Here is a 14,951-nt window from a genome sequence, read left to right as displayed (position 1 = left end):
CGCGCATGGCTCCCTCCAGAGTCAGCCCCGCGTGTCGCCGCGGGTAGGGCCATAGGTCACTCATGGCAGCCGTAACCAGTGGCTGATATCAGGAGGCGTGTCCAGATGCAGGACGCGTGATGATGGTGGGACAAGGCAACCCCATCAGGACCTTTTCGGCTATGGATCCGATGGGCTTCCGAAGTCCGCCCCGCCCCCTGCAGCCAATCACCAACAGGCTTGCCTGTTCTGCGGCACGGATGAGCACATCGGCAGGAGAGTCATCCAGCTCCAGCGCCTCGTAAACAGTCAGCGCCGGAAATTTCTCCCGCACGCTGCCAGCAGCTTCTGAGATGAGCGTCAGGTGGTCAGGCTTACGGCTGAAACCGGGTTCGGTCCAGCCTCCTGCGTCAGCTGGAGGCAGCACTTTCGATACCGCATGCAGAACTGTCAGCGCCTCTCCCATCCGGTCTGCCTCCTCCGCCGCCATCTTCAGGGCAAGCACGGCGTCAACCGACCCGTCGATGCCAACCACCACCCCTGTTCGGCTCGCCACCCTGGGAGCGGGAATGACGGCGACTGGACTACGGCACAGGACTGCGGCCTGAAAGCTTACCGACCCAAATCCCTCCCCCCGCCTGTCTGCTGAACGGTCCGAACCGAGAACCACAATCTCGGCGCGAACGGACAACAGGCTTAGCACCGGCGCCGGCTCGCCCGCCTGCCAGCTGGTAACGATCTGCAGCGTCGGATGCCGCGCAGCCACCCGGTCACGCTCCAGGCCCAACAGCGCCTCCGCCGCGGCCACGGCCTCCCCGTACTGCGCCGGCAGTACGTAGTACGAGGGTTCCGGTACCACCCGCACCAAATGCAGACGAAGACCTCGTCCGATCGCTCTCTGGGCAGCCCAGTCCGCAGCTCCTTGACCTGTGACTGAGCGATCAGCCCCTGCCAGAACCTCGTGCGCTTTCACGTCTTACTCCCTGTCCTCGCTCCACTGATCCAGTGTCTCGCTGAGGCGCTGAACGGCCAGTGCCTTAAGCCCCCCGCGGCCTAATGCCGGGGCTTTCGTCCCTGTTGCCCGTACCCGGCGACAGTGTCTACTGGATGGACACGCAAACCGCGGCGTTTCCAGCAAAGGAAGATCATGACCAACATCAGCATTCTCGGCAGCGGGCACATGGCCCGCGCACTCGCCACGGCGATGCTGCGAGGGAACAACCCGGTACAGATTCTTGGCCGTGACGGCTCCAAAACACGGGACCTAGTCGAAAGCCTCGGACCCGGCGCCACAGGAGGCGTGACGGGGGCCCCCATCACAGGAGCAATAATCTTCCTGGCCATCCCGCACAAGGAAGTGCACAACGCCATCCTGGAAATCGGAGACTCTCTTGACGGACGAGTCGTCGTAGATATCAGCAACACCGTGGACGTCACGAATTTCGATCGGCTGACCACGGAGCCCGGAATGTCCGCAGCCGAAGAAACAGCCCGCCTGTTGAACGGACGTGCAGATGTGGTTAAGGCGTTCAACACCACGTTCCCCACCACCTTGGAGGCTGGAAAGGTCGGCGGGCAACATCTGGACGTATTCATCGCCGGCGACTCGGAGCAAGCCAAAGAGAAAGTCAGCGCGGTCGCAGCGGCCGCAGGACTCAGGCCCATCGACGTCGGGCCGCTTCGGCGTTCGCGCGAACTCGAAGCCATCATGCTGGTTGTCATGGGCCTGCAGGTCAGCCCTGAGCACCAGCACTTCAACTGGGACACCGCGCTCAGGATATTTCCATAGGATAAATGCCTGCAGATCCCCTGTAGGCACTCTAGCGCGGGTGCTTCAGCGACACGGCCTCAAGATGCTCGGGGACCCTGACGTTCCAGCCCAGTTCACGTCTGACCCGAACCCGCAAAGCGTCAGACGCGTCCGGCTCACCGTGGGTGACATAGGTCACACGAGGAGCTCGCGGGGCGTCACGCATCCACTCGATGATTTCATTGGAATCCGCATGCGCCGACAGGCTGTCCAACATAACGACTTCGGCTCTGATGGTAAGGTCCTGGCCGAAGATCCGTAACTGCTTCGCACCGCCTGCAAGAGCGGCGCCACGGGTTCCCGCGGCCTGGTAACCGCTGAGCACCACCACGTTTTTGGGGTCGGGTCCGTAGGCCTGCAGATGGTGCAGGATACGGCCGCCTGTGAGCATGCCGCTCGCCGAGATGATGACCATGGGGCCGCCGCGCAGGTTCAGCAGTTTGGAATCATCGACGCTTCGGGTCATGGTGGCCACCCGATACATCTCTGTGTACTCGCGTTCCTGCAGCCGATGTTCTTCGGGGTGCCTCTGGTACATTCCCGACGCGTCGATGGCCATCGGGCTATTGAGGTAAATGGGGATGTCCGGGATCGCCCCGCGCCGCCGGAGGCGCGAGAGATGCAGCATCAGCGTCTCCGCCCTGCCCACCGCAAAGGCGGCAACGAGGACAACCCCGCCCCTCTTGGCTGCCCTGTCTATAACTTCGCCAAGCTCGTCCTCCGGATTTGTCTCCGGGTGGATCCGGTTGCCGTACGTGGACTCGGCCACCAGGACGTCGGTGGCTTCAAGTGCCCGCGGGCGGTGCATCAGTGGATCATGGGGCCGGCCGAGGTCCCCGGTGAAGTGCACGCGCGTGCCGTGGACAGTCAGCCGTATCTGCGAGGCGCCCAGGATGTGCCCTGCCGGCACAAAAGTGGCCAGGATGCCTCCCCCAAGGTCGAGGGGTGTGTCAAAATCGTGCGGCTCGAAGCTGTTCAAGGACCGCACGGCATCCGCGGCTGTGTAAACCGGGACGGCGGGGCGATGGGATGAATATTCGTGCAGGTCCGCGTAGCGCGCTTCCTCCTCCTGGAGGTGTCCGCTGTCAGGCAGGAGGAGCGTGCACAGTTCCGTAGTGGCCGCAGTAGCGTGGACTCGCCCCCGGAAGCCGTCCCTGACCAGTGCCGGTACGTAGCCTGTGTGGTCCAGGTGGGCGTGGGTCAGCAGGACTGCGTCTATGGATGCCGGGGGTACCGGAAAGGGTACCCGGTTGCGGGCACGGATGCGTTTGAATCCCTGGAACAACCCGCAGTCGATAAGAATCCGCTGTCCACCCGATTCCACGAGGTACCGGGACCCCGTCACGGTGTCGGTTGCCCCCAGGAAGCGGAGAGTGTCCTCGTTCTTATCCTTCATTCCTGCTCTTTTCCGAGAAAAACGGATAGGCCGCGGACCTAAACGGCCGGTGGCACAACATTCTCCCGGTTCCAGCGGCAGGGGTAGGGCCATTGGTCACAGCGTCCGGGCGCCAGCGGTTCGGGTCATTGGACCCTTGTGGCATCCTGGCTGTTCCTAAAGAATGAGTCAGGCGCAGGCGGGGCACCTTTGGTGCCCTTGGAACGGCGGCGCGGAAGGGATAGGAATGAACGCCATCGCAGCATCGGAGGACGGGGTTGCCTCGCCCAACACCGGCATTACGGTGTTCATCCTGGACGATCATGAACTGGTCCGCCGGGGACTCCAAGACCTCCTGGAGAGCGAGGGATTCGTGGTCGTCGGCATGTCCGGCTCCGCCGCCGAAGCGGCACGCCGAATTCCAGCGCTGCACCCGGACGTCGCAATCCTTGATGCGCGGTTGCCGGACGGGACAGGCATCGAGGTCTGCCGCGATGTCCATTCAGTTGACGAAACGATCAATTGCCTGATTCTTACAAGCTACGACGACGAGCAGGCTCTCCGCGGTGCGGTCCTGGCCGGGGCCTCAGGGTACGTTCTCAAGGAAATAGGTGGTTCGGACCTGATCGGTGCCCTGCGTCGCGCTGCCAGGGGTGAATCCCTGTTTGATGCCAACCTGAAAGCCAGGATCGTTCAGGGACTGGCAGAACCTGAGCGCGTGGACCCAAGGGTCGCGGCGTTGACCCGGCAGGAGCGCAAGGTACTGGAACTGGTCGGGGAAGGCCTGACGAACCGCCAGATCGGCGAACGCATGCTGCTGGCCGAAAAGACAGTGAAGAACTACGTCTCGTCCCTGCTAGCGAAGCTGGGTTTCGAGCGGCGGACGCAGGCTGCGGTCCACATGGCGCAGCATTCCTCCCCTGACCAGTAGCAGTCAAAAAACCGGAGCCCCCCAGGTCAATGCGGTTCCCGTCTCGGGGGAGCTGGACACCTCGAAAGTGCCGCCCAGCGTCTGGGCCCTGTATTCCATGTTCGACAGTCCGTTGCCAGGCGGTGCCACGATGAATCCTGTGCCGTTGTCCTGGATCACGACGCAGACGAATCCGTCCTCCACGGAAACTGAAACGCGGATCGAATCCGCTCCCGAGTGGCGAACAGCGTTGCTCAGCCCTTCGGTGATGACAGCCAAAATGTTCAGGGCAGTTTCCTCGTCCCGGATCGCGTCGATTGGCCCCGTCAGCGTCAGGAGGGGAACGAAAGGCAGGGACTGCGTGCCGCTGCGGACCGCCTGGAGGACACGGCTGCTGAGAAGTTCCTTCCCGGTCTCGGAGTCACTCAGCGAATAGATGGTGTTGCGAAGCTCCCGGATAGTCTCGTCAAGTTCGGCGGTCACAGTCTGGATCGTCCTGGCTGCGGAGTCACCGGTGATGAAACGCCGGAGGCTTTGGATGCTGAGCCCCGCTGCGAACAGTCGCTGAATGACGAGGTCGTGGAGGTCGCGGGCGATCCGGTCTCTGTCGCTGAATACGGCAATCTGTTCCCGCATCCGGTGCGCCCGGGCCAGTTCGAGCGCCAGCGCCACGTGCGACCCGAACACCGGACCCATTTCCATGTCCGTCCTACTGAATGTCCCGGAAGCCCGTTCACGCTGGAGGACCAGGAGCCCGTGGTGGGTGCCGCGGGCGCTAAGGTCGATGACCAGCAGCCGGCCCGCAATCGGCGCCAGACTGCCGTCGAGGGCTAACGAAGCGTCTTCAATCAGAGCGGCTTGACCCGTAGCGAGAACGGTGTCGATTTCGACAGAGTCAAACGACAGAAGCCGTCCGGCCCACTCCGAAGCGGCTCCTCCCGCGACTCCCTCGATGCGGAATAGGCTGGAGGTCTCCTCCGGGACCAGGATGAGGGCAAGGGCGGAACTGGACTCCCGGAGTGCCCTTGCGGCGATCATGTCCAGTCCCCCGTTCTGGCCCTCCGACGTCTCCTCGTCGCCCATCATCTTGCCGGTCACATCCATGCACGCCTGCAGCCATGCGGTTCTGCGCCGGGCATCGTCATAGAGTCTGGCGTTTTCAATGGCGACGCCGGCGGCCGCGGCAAGTGCCTCGGCCAGCTCCTCGTCTTCGTCCGTGAAGTCGCCGCCGCCCCTCTTTTGAGTCAGGTAAAGGTTGCCGAACACAACTTCCCTCACACGGACCGGCACGCCGAGGAAAGATTTCATCGGCGGATGATTCTTGGGAAACCCGTAGGCATCCGGATGCTGGCTAAGATCATGCAACCGCAGCGGCTTCGGATCGCGGATCAACAGGCCCAGAACGCCATGTCCTGTGGGGAGGGGGCCAATTTTACGGGCGAGTTCCTCGTCTATCCCCACAGTGATGAAATGGCTCAGGGCACGGTCACGTCCAATCACTCCCAAGGCTCCATATTCAGCCTGGAGGAGGTGGCAGGCTGAACTGACCATCCTGTGCAGTACGGCCTCCAGGCTGAGGTCCTCAGCCAAGGCAACGACGGCACTCAGAAGCCCCTGCATCCGCTGTTGGGCGCTTACCAGCTCCCCGGCACGGTCAACAAAGTCGGTAAGAAGTTCGTCCGTCCGGGAGTCGGGAACAGGTAGCCAGGCACCCGCCCCGGTCGGTTGAGTGGGCTGGTTCAATGAAACCGCCTTGTTCGATGGAGACATCCATGTGGCCCGGTCTGCCGGTGCCCACAGACTACTCCCCACAAGGAACGATCATCTAGGCTCGACTGATTGATTAGGGGTCTTTGTGCCCTACATAGGGGAGGAACTGCTCCGTATGATCTTGGCCATGACCACAGATGCATCGATACCGGAGACCGCCGTGCTGCCAGCTGAGGAGTGCTGGCGGTTGCTGCAAGGCGATTCGGTGGGCCGCCTTGCCGTGTGGGTGAACGACCACCCAGAGATCTTTCCTATCAACTACAAGGTCCACCATGAATCACTGGTCTTCCGGACGGGTGCGGGCACCAAGCTTGCATCCGCCCTGGGCCAGCAGGTGGCACTTGAAGCCGACGGTGCCGACACGGACGGCGGCGTGGCCTGGAGCGTCGTCGTGAAAGGGCCGGCTACAGCACTTGACCGGACCCCCGAAGTCCTGGACTCCATCGGACACTTACTGTTCCCCTGGGAAACAGGCCGTAAAGACCATTTCCTCCGAATTGTCCCCGAGAGTGTCAGCGGAAGGCGGTTCAGGATTTCCGCGCCGCTGACCTGGGGCGGTCCCCTGGACGAGGCCACCCGCGCCGGATTGGAATAACCGGTTCATGCGGGCATGGTGGGTTGAGGATCCCGGTCCCATCGCGTCAGGCCCATTGCGGATGGGCGAACGCCCCGATCCGTCCCCGGGGCCGGGCGAGGTCCTGCTCTCTGTACTCGCATGTGGAGTCTGCCGCACAGATCTCCACCTGGCTGAAGGAGATCTGCCGCCCCATGGCGCCCGCCGGATCCCGGGTCACGAAGTGGTCGCCGAGGTGGTGGGGCTCGGAGCTGGCAGCTCCCGATTCCGGCCCGGCGAGCGTGTGGGAGCAGCCTGGCTGGCCCGCACCTGCGGCTCCTGCCGTTTCTGCCGGCGCGGGTCCGAGAACCTGTGCCTGGCACCGACATTTACCGGATGGGACACCGACGGCGGCTACGCGGAGCTGATGACCGTCCACGAGGATTACGCGTACCGGATACCCGAAGCATTTACTGATGAGCAAGCGGCGCCCTTGCTGTGCGCAGGGATCATCGGCTACCGGGCGCTTCGTTCGTCCGGGCTCCCGCCGGGAGGCCGGCTCGGCATTTATGGCTTTGGTGGGTCGGCCCACCTGACAGCGCAGATGGCCATCTACGAGGGTGCAAGCGTCTATGTCATGACACGGTCGGCGGCGGCGCAGAGGCTGGCCCTTGAACTGGGGGCAAAGTTCGCCGGGCCCGCTGAAGCCGACCCGCCTGAACTCTTGGACGCGGCCATCCTCTTCGCTCCTGCGGGCCGGCTGGTACCAATCGCGCTTCGCGCTCTGGACCGCGGAGGAACCCTCGCCGTCGCAGGCATCCACTTGAGCGACATCCCGGTCCTGGACTATCAAAGGGACCTTTTTCAGGAGCGCCGCCTGCGCAGTGTCACGGCCAACACCAGAGCTGACGGGCGGGAATTCCTCGCGCTGGCAGAGCAAATACCCCTCCGCCCCACCACTGTCCCCTACCCGTGGACAAAGGCAGACCAGGCATTGCTGGACCTGTCCCGGGACCGTTTCACGGGAGCCGCCGTGTTGCTTCGACCAGCCTGAGGCGCCGCCGGAAACCGTGTGCCTTCAGTGACCTTCGGCCCTAGGCCACCGCCGGATCCTGGGGGAAGGTACTGCCATGAGTGATAACGATCGCATCCTTGTCGGAATCGACGGTTCCGAATACTCCCCCGCGGCGCTGCGCCTCGCCGGACGCCTGGCGTCTGCGCTGGCCGCACCGTTGCACGTCGTCACCTGCCTGGGCTTCTCCGACTTCTACCTGCCCGCGCACCTGCCTCCCGGGTACATCGACACCACGGCCGAGCTCGAGGCGATCGCCAAACGCCTCATGGAACAGGCCATCGACAGGGCCTATGGCTCGGAGCGCCCGGAACATCTCACGACAGCTGTGAAAGTGGGATCGCCGGCGAAGGTTCTGGTGGAAGAAAGCCGGAACGCACAACTGCTAGTTGTCGGGCGGCGCGGCCACGGCGGCCTGTTCGGCCAGCTCATGGGCTCCGTGAGCGCAGCGTGTGCAGCCCATGCGCATTGCCCTGTGCTGGTAGTCAGCCAGGATGCCGAGGAAGACCGTGGAACAAACCCCTGAACTGCCGGCAATAGTGGTGGGTGTGGACGGAAGCGCTCCGTCCATACTCGCCCTACGCTGGGCCCGAGCACTCGCCCCACTCCTCAGCGCCCATATCCGGGCCGTGTCCTCCTGGCAGTTCCAGATCGCCTTCGGCACCTTCACCCCGGTTATCCGGAACCCCGAAGAGGACGCCCGGAAAATCTGTGCGGAGGCAGTGGACAAGGCCTTCGTCGGCGTTCCTCCTGCGGGGCTCGAAATGGTGGTTATCCAGGGGCCGGCGGCCAAGGTCCTGGTCGACGAAAGCAGGACCGCGCAAATGGTCATAGTGGGCAGCCGCGGCTACGGAGGATTCGAAGGGCTGCTGCTGGGGGCGGTGAGCGCAACCGTGGCTGAACACGCAAAATGCCCTGTGCTCGTCGCGCACGGCACAACCCTGCCGGCAGGGCTCGCAGATATTCCCGGGCAGTCTTCCGCGGAAGTGGGCCGCCAGGCCGGGTCCAGCCATGCCCTCCCCTGACCGCGTGGTGGTTGGCTACGACGGGTCGGTTGAGGCAGCCCTGGCTGTTCGCTGGGCCGCACGGCACGCAGCGCTGTTGGATTGTGAACTGCAGGTGGTTCACTGCTCACTGTGGCCGCTGCTGACCAAAAACCTCGGACCCGTCAAGGGCGTAGCCGGCTCCGGCCGGCAACATCAGGCGCGGGCCATCCTTGATGAGGGGCAAGCTGAGGCGCTTTCCATGGCGCCCCGGGTCAGGATCCGGAGCAGCCTCGTATACGGGCTGCCCGCAGCCCATCTCCTGCGGCTCTCCGACGGCGCACGGCTCCTCGTCGTGGGCAGCCGCGGGATCGGTGGCTTTATGGGGCTCCTCGTGGGATCAGTAAGCCTGGAACTCGCGGCGACGGCCTCCTGTCCCGTTGCGGTCATCCGGTTAGTTCATAACCCGGAAGGGCGCATCGTGGTGGGAATTGACTCTTCCGGGTCGTCGGGCGCCCTGAATACTGCATGCGCCCTGGCAAGCGCTACGGGGGCGGACCTGACCATCATCCACGTCATCCGGCCCCACGGCGGCACATCCAACGAGGCCGGAGGCGGCCAAGTAGCGGCCCGCCGTCTCCTCCAGACGGCGGCTCACAACGCCCTCGCCCTGGCTCCGGAAGCGGTTATCAGCCAGAACGTTGCCCAGGATACTTCGGTCCCGCGGGCGCTGCTTAATGCCTCACGCGGCGCCGCCCTCATCGTTGTCGGCAGCAAGGGCCGGGGGCTCCTCAGAGGAACTATCGGGTCAAATGCCCACGCAGTCCTTCACCACGCCACGGCCCTTGTCCTGATTTCCCGGCAACTGGAGCCCGGGTGGACCGCGGGCAATGTGAAGACCTGAGCCGCCGCCGTCGGACTTCCGGGACTTTTGTCCCTTACCGGCGAGGCAACCGGGCGTCATCGTTAAGGTGGAGCAGCATTCCGCGCGCCGTGGAACCCTATCAACAGCAACAGGCAGGAACAGTTATGAAAGCTATCGTTTACGGAGGCCCAGGCAAGAAGTCCTGGACGGAAGTGCCCGATCCGGCGATCCGGAATCCCACCGATGCCATTGTCAGGGTTGACACCACCACCATCTGCGGGACGGATCTGCACATCCTCAAAGGCGATGTCCCGGCCGTGACGGAAGGAAGAATCCTGGGCCACGAAGGAGTGGGAACCATTACTGAGGTCGGGTCGTCCGTGACCAGCCTGAAACCGGGCGACCGCGTGATCATCTCCTGCATCAAGTCCTGCGGCCACTGTGCCAACTGCAAGAGCGGCCTCTATTCGCACTGCATGGGCGACGAGGGTGCCCCGGGCATCGGCTGGGTCTTCGGCCACCTGATCGACGGCACGCAAGCCGAATACGTGAGGGTCCCGTACGCCGAAAACTCCCTCCATCTGCTGCCCGACGGGGTAAGCGACGAGCAGGCCGTCATGCTGTCGGACATCCTCCCCACGGGCTTCGAAATCGGGGTCCAGTACGGCCGGGTGAAGCCCGGGGACACGGTGGCGGTGGTCGGTGCGGGTCCGGTCGGGCTGGCCGCAATCGCCACCGCCGGGCTCTACGGAGCGGCCACCATTATTGCCATCGACCTTGACGCGAACCGCCTGGAGAAGTCCCGCGAGTTTGGCGCCACCGAGGTCGTCCTGTCAGGCGACGCCGACTGGAAGGAACAGGTGCTGGGCCTGACCGACGGCCAGGGCGTGGATGTGGCCATCGAGGCAGTGGGCATTCCCGCGACTTTCAGCATGTGCACGGAGATCGTCCGGCCGGGCGGGAACGTCGCCAACGTGGGAGTGCACGGCAAATCAGTGGAACTCCATGTGGAGAACCTCTGGATCCAGAACATCAACATCAGCATGGGACTCGTGAACGCCAACACCACTCCGATGCTGCTGAAACTCGTGGCCCAGAAGAAGCTCCCGGCGGAAAAGTTTGCAACACACCGCTTCCGTTTTGACCAGTTCATGGACGCCTACGACACCTTCGCCCGGGCCGCGGAGACAAACGCCCTGAAAGTAGTGATCACGGCATGAAAGGCTACGTTGTTTACGACTCCGCATAGGGACACACCAAGGCGGTTGCAGAGGCCATCGCACAAGGCCTCAAACCTATCGGCGCTGCAGCGGTTTCCGTGACGGACTTCAACCCCGGGAACCTGTCAGGCGGCGATCTGCTCATCGGCCGCTCCCCCATCAACGGCTGGCGGCCCACCGCCAACATCACCAAACGGCCCAAGGAAGGCGGCGCCCACATAATTTCCCACCCAGCCTCGTTCTGCGTCCGGGGCACCGAAGGGCCCCTGCGCGGCGGAGAACTGGAAAAGCAGCCAGTTGGGCCCCGGGCCTGGCCTCGGCACTCGAGCGGAAGGCAACACTATGAAAGCAGCCATCGTTTACGAATCCCTTTACGGCAACACACACGCCATCGCCGATGCGATAGCGCAAGGGCTGGAAGAGGTGGCCGAACCCCACGTGATGTCCGTCGACGAGGCGGGCCAGACGCAGCCCACCGCCACCGATCTTCTGGTCGTGGGAGGGCCAACTCACCTCCACGGCATGAGCAGGAAGCCGATGTGGGAACTGGCAGTCAAAGACGCCCTTGAACACCCGGAGAAGGGACTGGTCCCGGACGCCTCGGCAGGAGGACCGGGGTTGCGCGCATGGTTCGATTCCCTGGACGAGGCAACCGGGAAGGCGGCCGCCTTCGATACCCGGATGGAGGGCAACAAGTTGCTGACCGGGCACGCGTCCAAAGGCATCGCGAAGCGACTCAAGCAACATGGCCTTGAGCTCATAGCCGAGCCTGCAAGCTTCCTCGTCGATGACACCAACCAGCTTTTGCCCGGTGAAATCGACCGGGCACGGGAGTGGGGAAAGACGCTCGGCACAGCCCTCTCTACAACACCCTAAGGACGCCGCGTGAGCACGGCAGCGGCGCCTTATCCGCCCGGGGCTGATGCGCCTGCAGGATCCGGGCTCTCTGCCGAGGACGTGAGGGAAAGAACGCTGGCGGGCCTGGCCAACGGAGGACCTGACACTTCGAGCAGGAGCCTGAGGCAGATTATCCGGGCCAACGTGCTGACTCTGTTCAACGGCATTGTTGGCGGCTGCTTCCTGCTGTTGCTCGTCCTGGGGCATTGGCAAGACGCGCTCTTCGGATTCGCCGCACTCAGTAACGCCGTCATCGGGGTGGTCCAGGAGTACAGGGCCAAGAGGCTGCTGGACCGGCTGGCTGTCGTTGATGCCGCTCGCGTACGGGTGCTTCGTGGCGGCCTCGTGCAGGAAATTGCGGTTGCGGACGTGGTCCTGGGCGACATCACCGTGCTGCAGGCCGGTGACCAGGTCGTGGCGGACGCTGTCATCATCGACGACAATGGCCTGGAGGTTGACGAGTCCCTCCTCACCGGGGAATCAGAGGCCGTGGACAAGGACCGGGGCTCGAGAGTGCTGTCCGGCTCCGCGGTCACGGCGGGGCAGGGCAGGGCGCGGGTGGTCGCCGTGGGGGCCGGTTCGTATGCCAGCCGGCTCACCGCCGAGGCCAAACGGTTTTCACTGGTCAATTCGGAGATACGCAACGGGATCGCCCGTGTCCTTCGGTGGATCAGCTGGGCCCTCTTGCCCGTCGTTGTGATCGTCACCAACGGCCAGATGCAGGCGAAGGGCGGCTGGGATGTAGCTTTCACCACCGGGACCTGGGTGGAGGCGCTCGTCGGCGCAGTGGCGGGAGCCATAGCCATGATTCCCTTGGGCCTGGTGCTCATGACCAGCGTTGCGTTCGCTGTCGGGAGTGTGCGGCTGGCCCGCCAAAATGTGCTGGTGCAGGAACTGGCCGCTGTGGAGGGCCTGGCCCGCGTGGACGTTCTCTGCATCGATAAGACCGGCACCTTAACGGAGGGCAAGGTGGTTTTCGACGGCGTGCACGCTGCCGGCAGGTCCTCCCCGCCGGGCTGGCGGGAGGCACTGGGATGGTTCGGCGCCGACCCTCACGCCAACGCCACCGCCGGCTGCCTGGCGGGCACCTTCGCCTTTGACGGCAACCGGGTCCCGGCCGCCGTCGTCCCTTTCTCATCCGCCAGGAAGTGGAGCGCAGCGAGCTTTTGTCCGCCGCATGCTGCTGCGGGAACATGGGTGTTTGGTGCACCCGAGATGGTATTGCAGAGGAACAACGCATCCACCGGTGACGTCCTGGTCCAGTCCCGCCGCCTCGCGTCGGCGGGTTTACGCACCCTGGTACTGGCCTACTCGCCGAGCGTCGTGCCCGAAGGGGATCCCGACGACGTGCAACTGCCCACAGGCCTTGTTGCCGCCACACTGGTGACATTCCGGGAAAGGGTCCGCCCGGATGCTGCGCGGACCCTGTCCTATTTCCGCCAGCAGGGCGTCGACGTGAAGATCCTCTCCGGTGATGACCACCGGACGGTGACGGCGGTGGCACGTGAGGTGGGGCTCGACGTCGTCGGCGGCGGCTACGATGCACGGCACCTGCCCTCAGACCCGCATCTGATGGAAGAAACGCTGGACCGCTTTTCCGTATTCGGCCGCGTCACGCCCGCCCAGAAGAAGGACACGGTCCTGGCGCTGCAGAGAATGGGCCACACCGTCGCCATGACCGGCGATGGAGTCAATGACGCCCTGGCATTGAAGGAAGCGGACATCGGCATCGCCATGGACACCGCGGCACCAGCCACCAAAGCGGTGGCCCGTTTGGTGCTACTAGACGGGCGCTTCGACCGGCTTCCGGCCGTCCTCGCGGAGGGCCGCCAGGTCATCGCCAACATTGAACGGGTCTCCGTTCTGTTCCTGAGCAAGACGATGTACGCCGTAGCCCTGTCCGTGGCGTTTGGCGCGCTGATGTGGAGCTTTCCGTTCCTGCCCCGGCAGCTCTCCGCCACTGACGGTCTCACCATCGGCATCCCCGCGTTCTTTTTGGCCCTGATGAGCAACAGCCGCCGCTACAAGCCCGGATTTTTGAAACGGTCACTGGCCATGGCGGTCCCGGCCGGAATCATCATCGCCACGGCGGTCCTGGCCGTGCAGGTGTACGCCCTCACGGCGGGGGGCTTCACCGCCGGAGCCGGCCGCACAGCCGCGGTGATTACGCTGTCTCTGGTTGCCCTGAGCGTGCTGGCAGCCGTCAGCCGCCCCATCAGCACCGTGCGTCTAGCCATCATCGCTGCCATGTGCCTGGGTCTGGTCCTGCTGATGACCGTCCCCATCCTGCAGGATTTCTTTAAGCTCGAATGGCCACCGCCTCAACTATCAGCTGCCTCCTTCGCCGCCGCCGCCGTCGCCATCCTTGCGGTCCTGGCACTGAGCCAGGTCCACGCACGGCGGTACCCGGTCGACCGGCCGGCGAAGGTGACGCGACCCTCAGTGACGCGGCCCTAGAGCCAGTCCGCCGAAAAATCCTGCGGCGGCCACCAGCGCGTGCGCGGCGAAACCGCAAACCTTCGCCCGGAGACCTCCGTAGGGACGATCTGCACGAGATGCTCTTTGAGTCCGGGCTGCCAGGGTTCGCGGTCAGGACCGGCTTCCTGGAGGGCCGCCGGATCTCCGTCAAACGGCCCAGGCATTCCCTTGACCACAACGCTCCACACCTCGGTGGCGTAGGGGTTCAGTCCGTCTGCCTCAAAGGCCACGGCGGCGCCGCTGAGGAGGGCACGGAGTTTCGTGCCAGGCGCAGTGCGGATAACCACCGTTTCGCCGACGGTCATGAAGTTCACGGGAAAGATCTCGGGGACCGCACCATTGATCACGGCCAGCCGCCCGATATAGGACGACTGCAGATACTTCCAGCAGTCAGCCGGGGCGAGAACTTCCGTGTGAGACTCTGAGGAGGAGCTGCTCATGCAACTGATCCTAGCCCTCCGGTCCCAGAGCTCATGAACCGCACGATCACCGCATTCTTCCCAGGCAGTCAGGACCAAAGCCTCTGGGTCCTCCCCGCCCATTGCCCGACCCTTAAGGAGTCGGGCACACCTCATGCCTGGCGGTCATCGAGCAAGGAGGCAGACATGGCTGATTTGATGAAATGGTTTGACACCCGGCGCTCCCCCGTCGAGATGATTGAGAGGCTTTTCGAAGGTGACACTGCGGCCTCGGGGATCCGCGTCGAAGAATCCGTTGAAGGCAACACACTTGTGGTTCGGGCCGAACTGCCGGGGATCGATCCGGACAACGACGTCAGCGTCTCCATCGTTGACGGCGCCCTGGAGATCAAGGCCGAGCGCAGGGAGAGGTCCGAGCAAAAGGACAAGGACAGTTACCGTTCGGAGTTCCGCTATGGTTCATTCGTCCGGAGGCTCGCTCTGCCCGACGGCGTTCAACACGATGACATCACGGCCTCCTACAAGGACGGGGTGCTGGAGGTCCGGACGCCGGTGCCGACGGCCGCCCAGCAGCCCCCGGCAAGGAAGATCGAGATAGCGCGCGGATAGCAGCCGGGTCC

15 protein-coding genes are annotated in these 14,951 nt (G+C 64.1%); 11 read left to right on the top strand and 4 right to left on the bottom strand.

Features of this window, described 5'->3' with window-relative positions:
- Positions 1 to 88: 88 nt before the first annotated feature.
- Entirely contained in the window at positions 89 to 952 is an 864-nt protein-coding gene (locus DAD99_RS18275) for a universal stress protein (RefSeq protein WP_193342650.1), read from the bottom strand.
- 174 nt (positions 953 to 1,126) lie between these two features.
- Here DAD99_RS18275 and DAD99_RS18270 point away from each other — a divergent pair, with 174 nt between their 5' ends.
- On the top strand, positions 1,127 to 1,768 hold the full coding sequence (locus tag DAD99_RS18270) for an NADPH-dependent F420 reductase (RefSeq protein WP_193342649.1): 642 nt from the start codon (positions 1,127 to 1,129) through the stop codon (positions 1,766 to 1,768).
- A gap of 31 nt (positions 1,769 to 1,799) precedes the next feature.
- Here the strand turns inward: DAD99_RS18270 and DAD99_RS18265 are convergent, their stop codons facing one another.
- A complete protein-coding gene (locus tag DAD99_RS18265; RefSeq protein ID WP_193342648.1) occupies positions 1,800 to 3,185 on the bottom strand; it encodes an MBL fold metallo-hydrolase RNA specificity domain-containing protein in 1,386 nt (461 codons plus the stop codon).
- Positions 3,186 to 3,411: 226 nt separating this feature from the next.
- Between DAD99_RS18265 and DAD99_RS18260 the strand changes: the two genes are divergently transcribed.
- A complete protein-coding gene (locus DAD99_RS18260) occupies positions 3,412 to 4,095 on the top strand; it encodes a response regulator transcription factor (RefSeq protein WP_193342647.1) in 684 nt (227 codons plus the stop codon).
- A 3-nt stretch (positions 4,096 to 4,098) separates the two neighbouring features.
- On the opposite strand, the gene DAD99_RS18255 is transcribed toward DAD99_RS18260, so the two are convergent.
- The gene (locus DAD99_RS18255) at positions 4,099 to 5,817 is read right to left on the bottom strand and encodes a GAF domain-containing protein (RefSeq protein ID WP_309233390.1); all 1,719 of its coding nucleotides are present in this window, start codon (positions 5,815 to 5,817) and stop codon (positions 4,099 to 4,101) included.
- Between the two features lie 154 nt (positions 5,818 to 5,971).
- Between DAD99_RS18255 and DAD99_RS18250 the strand changes: the two genes are divergently transcribed.
- The 8 genes from DAD99_RS18250 (at position 5,972) to DAD99_RS18215 (ending at position 13,891) form a co-directional block, all read left to right on the top strand.
- Positions 5,972 to 6,439 (top strand): pyridoxamine 5'-phosphate oxidase family protein, encoded by a 468-nt coding sequence (locus tag DAD99_RS18250; protein WP_193342645.1) that lies wholly within the window; start codon positions 5,972 to 5,974, stop codon positions 6,437 to 6,439.
- 7 nt (positions 6,440 to 6,446) lie between these two features.
- Complete coding sequence (locus DAD99_RS18245) at positions 6,447 to 7,451, top strand: zinc-dependent alcohol dehydrogenase family protein (protein WP_193342644.1); 1,005 nt, start codon at positions 6,447 to 6,449, stop codon at positions 7,449 to 7,451.
- Positions 7,452 to 7,527: 76 nt separating this feature from the next.
- Positions 7,528 to 7,995: a universal stress protein gene (locus DAD99_RS18240; RefSeq protein WP_193342643.1), complete on the top strand. Its 468-nt coding sequence runs from the start codon at positions 7,528 to 7,530 to the stop codon at positions 7,993 to 7,995.
- Positions 7,979 to 8,494, top strand: coding sequence for a universal stress protein (locus DAD99_RS18235; protein WP_309233387.1), 516 nt, complete (start codon positions 7,979 to 7,981; stop codon positions 8,492 to 8,494). The genes DAD99_RS18240 and DAD99_RS18235 overlap by 17 nt, the downstream gene beginning before the upstream one ends.
- Positions 8,481 to 9,356 (top strand): universal stress protein, encoded by an 876-nt coding sequence (locus tag DAD99_RS18230; protein ID WP_193342641.1) that lies wholly within the window; start codon positions 8,481 to 8,483, stop codon positions 9,354 to 9,356. Before DAD99_RS18235 ends, DAD99_RS18230 begins: the two co-directional genes overlap by 14 nt.
- A gap of 125 nt (positions 9,357 to 9,481) precedes the next feature.
- The gene (locus DAD99_RS18225; protein ID WP_193342640.1) at positions 9,482 to 10,537 is read left to right on the top strand and encodes a zinc-dependent alcohol dehydrogenase family protein; all 1,056 of its coding nucleotides are present in this window, start codon (positions 9,482 to 9,484) and stop codon (positions 10,535 to 10,537) included.
- A gap of 342 nt (positions 10,538 to 10,879) precedes the next feature.
- Positions 10,880 to 11,413 (top strand): flavodoxin domain-containing protein, encoded by a 534-nt coding sequence (locus DAD99_RS18220; protein WP_193342639.1) that lies wholly within the window; start codon positions 10,880 to 10,882, stop codon positions 11,411 to 11,413.
- Between the two features lie 9 nt (positions 11,414 to 11,422).
- Positions 11,423 to 13,891 carry an HAD-IC family P-type ATPase gene (locus DAD99_RS18215; protein ID WP_193342638.1) on the top strand — a complete coding sequence of 823 codons (2,469 nt, stop codon included), beginning with the start codon at positions 11,423 to 11,425 and terminating at the stop codon, positions 13,889 to 13,891.
- Here the strand turns inward: DAD99_RS18215 and DAD99_RS18210 are convergent.
- Positions 13,888 to 14,352 carry a pyridoxamine 5'-phosphate oxidase family protein gene (locus DAD99_RS18210; RefSeq protein WP_193342637.1) on the bottom strand — a complete coding sequence of 155 codons (465 nt, stop codon included), beginning with the start codon at positions 14,350 to 14,352 and terminating at the stop codon, positions 13,888 to 13,890. The two genes, DAD99_RS18215 and DAD99_RS18210, sit on opposite strands and share 4 nt — an antisense overlap.
- Before the next feature lie 165 nt (positions 14,353 to 14,517).
- On the opposite strand from DAD99_RS18210, the gene DAD99_RS18205 reads away from it, so the two are divergent.
- Complete coding sequence (locus DAD99_RS18205) at positions 14,518 to 14,940, top strand: Hsp20/alpha crystallin family protein (protein WP_193342636.1); 423 nt, start codon at positions 14,518 to 14,520, stop codon at positions 14,938 to 14,940.
- Positions 14,941 to 14,951 lie beyond the last annotated feature (11 nt).

The organism is Pseudarthrobacter sp. AB1 (assembly GCF_014926485.1).
GTDB lineage: Bacteria > Actinomycetota > Actinomycetes > Actinomycetales > Micrococcaceae > Arthrobacter.
This window is presented reverse-complemented; position numbering and strand designations above follow the sequence as displayed.

What these genes read in the sequence shown, in the direction of transcription:
- DAD99_RS18270 (WP_193342649.1), top strand. Translation starts at nt 1,127, where the DNA reads ATGACCAACATCAGCATTCTCGGCAGCGGGCACATGGCCCGCGCACTC.
- DAD99_RS18265 (WP_193342648.1), bottom strand. Translation starts at nt 3,185, where the DNA reads ATGAAGGATAAGAACGAGGACACTCTCCGCTTCCTGGGGGCAACCGAC.
- DAD99_RS18260 (WP_193342647.1), top strand. Translation starts at nt 3,412, where the DNA reads ATGAACGCCATCGCAGCATCGGAGGACGGGGTTGCCTCGCCCAACACC.
- DAD99_RS18250 (WP_193342645.1), top strand. Translation starts at nt 5,972, where the DNA reads ATGACCACAGATGCATCGATACCGGAGACCGCCGTGCTGCCAGCTGAG.
- DAD99_RS18245 (WP_193342644.1), top strand. Translation starts at nt 6,447, where the DNA reads ATGCGGGCATGGTGGGTTGAGGATCCCGGTCCCATCGCGTCAGGCCCA.
- DAD99_RS18240 (WP_193342643.1), top strand. Translation starts at nt 7,528, where the DNA reads ATGAGTGATAACGATCGCATCCTTGTCGGAATCGACGGTTCCGAATAC.
- DAD99_RS18230 (WP_193342641.1), top strand. Translation starts at nt 8,481, where the DNA reads ATGCCCTCCCCTGACCGCGTGGTGGTTGGCTACGACGGGTCGGTTGAG.
- DAD99_RS18225 (WP_193342640.1), top strand. Translation starts at nt 9,482, where the DNA reads ATGAAAGCTATCGTTTACGGAGGCCCAGGCAAGAAGTCCTGGACGGAA.
- DAD99_RS18220 (WP_193342639.1), top strand. Translation starts at nt 10,880, where the DNA reads ATGAAAGCAGCCATCGTTTACGAATCCCTTTACGGCAACACACACGCC.
- DAD99_RS18210 (WP_193342637.1), bottom strand. Translation starts at nt 14,352, where the DNA reads ATGAGCAGCTCCTCCTCAGAGTCTCACACGGAAGTTCTCGCCCCGGCT.
- DAD99_RS18205 (WP_193342636.1), top strand. Translation starts at nt 14,518, where the DNA reads ATGGCTGATTTGATGAAATGGTTTGACACCCGGCGCTCCCCCGTCGAG.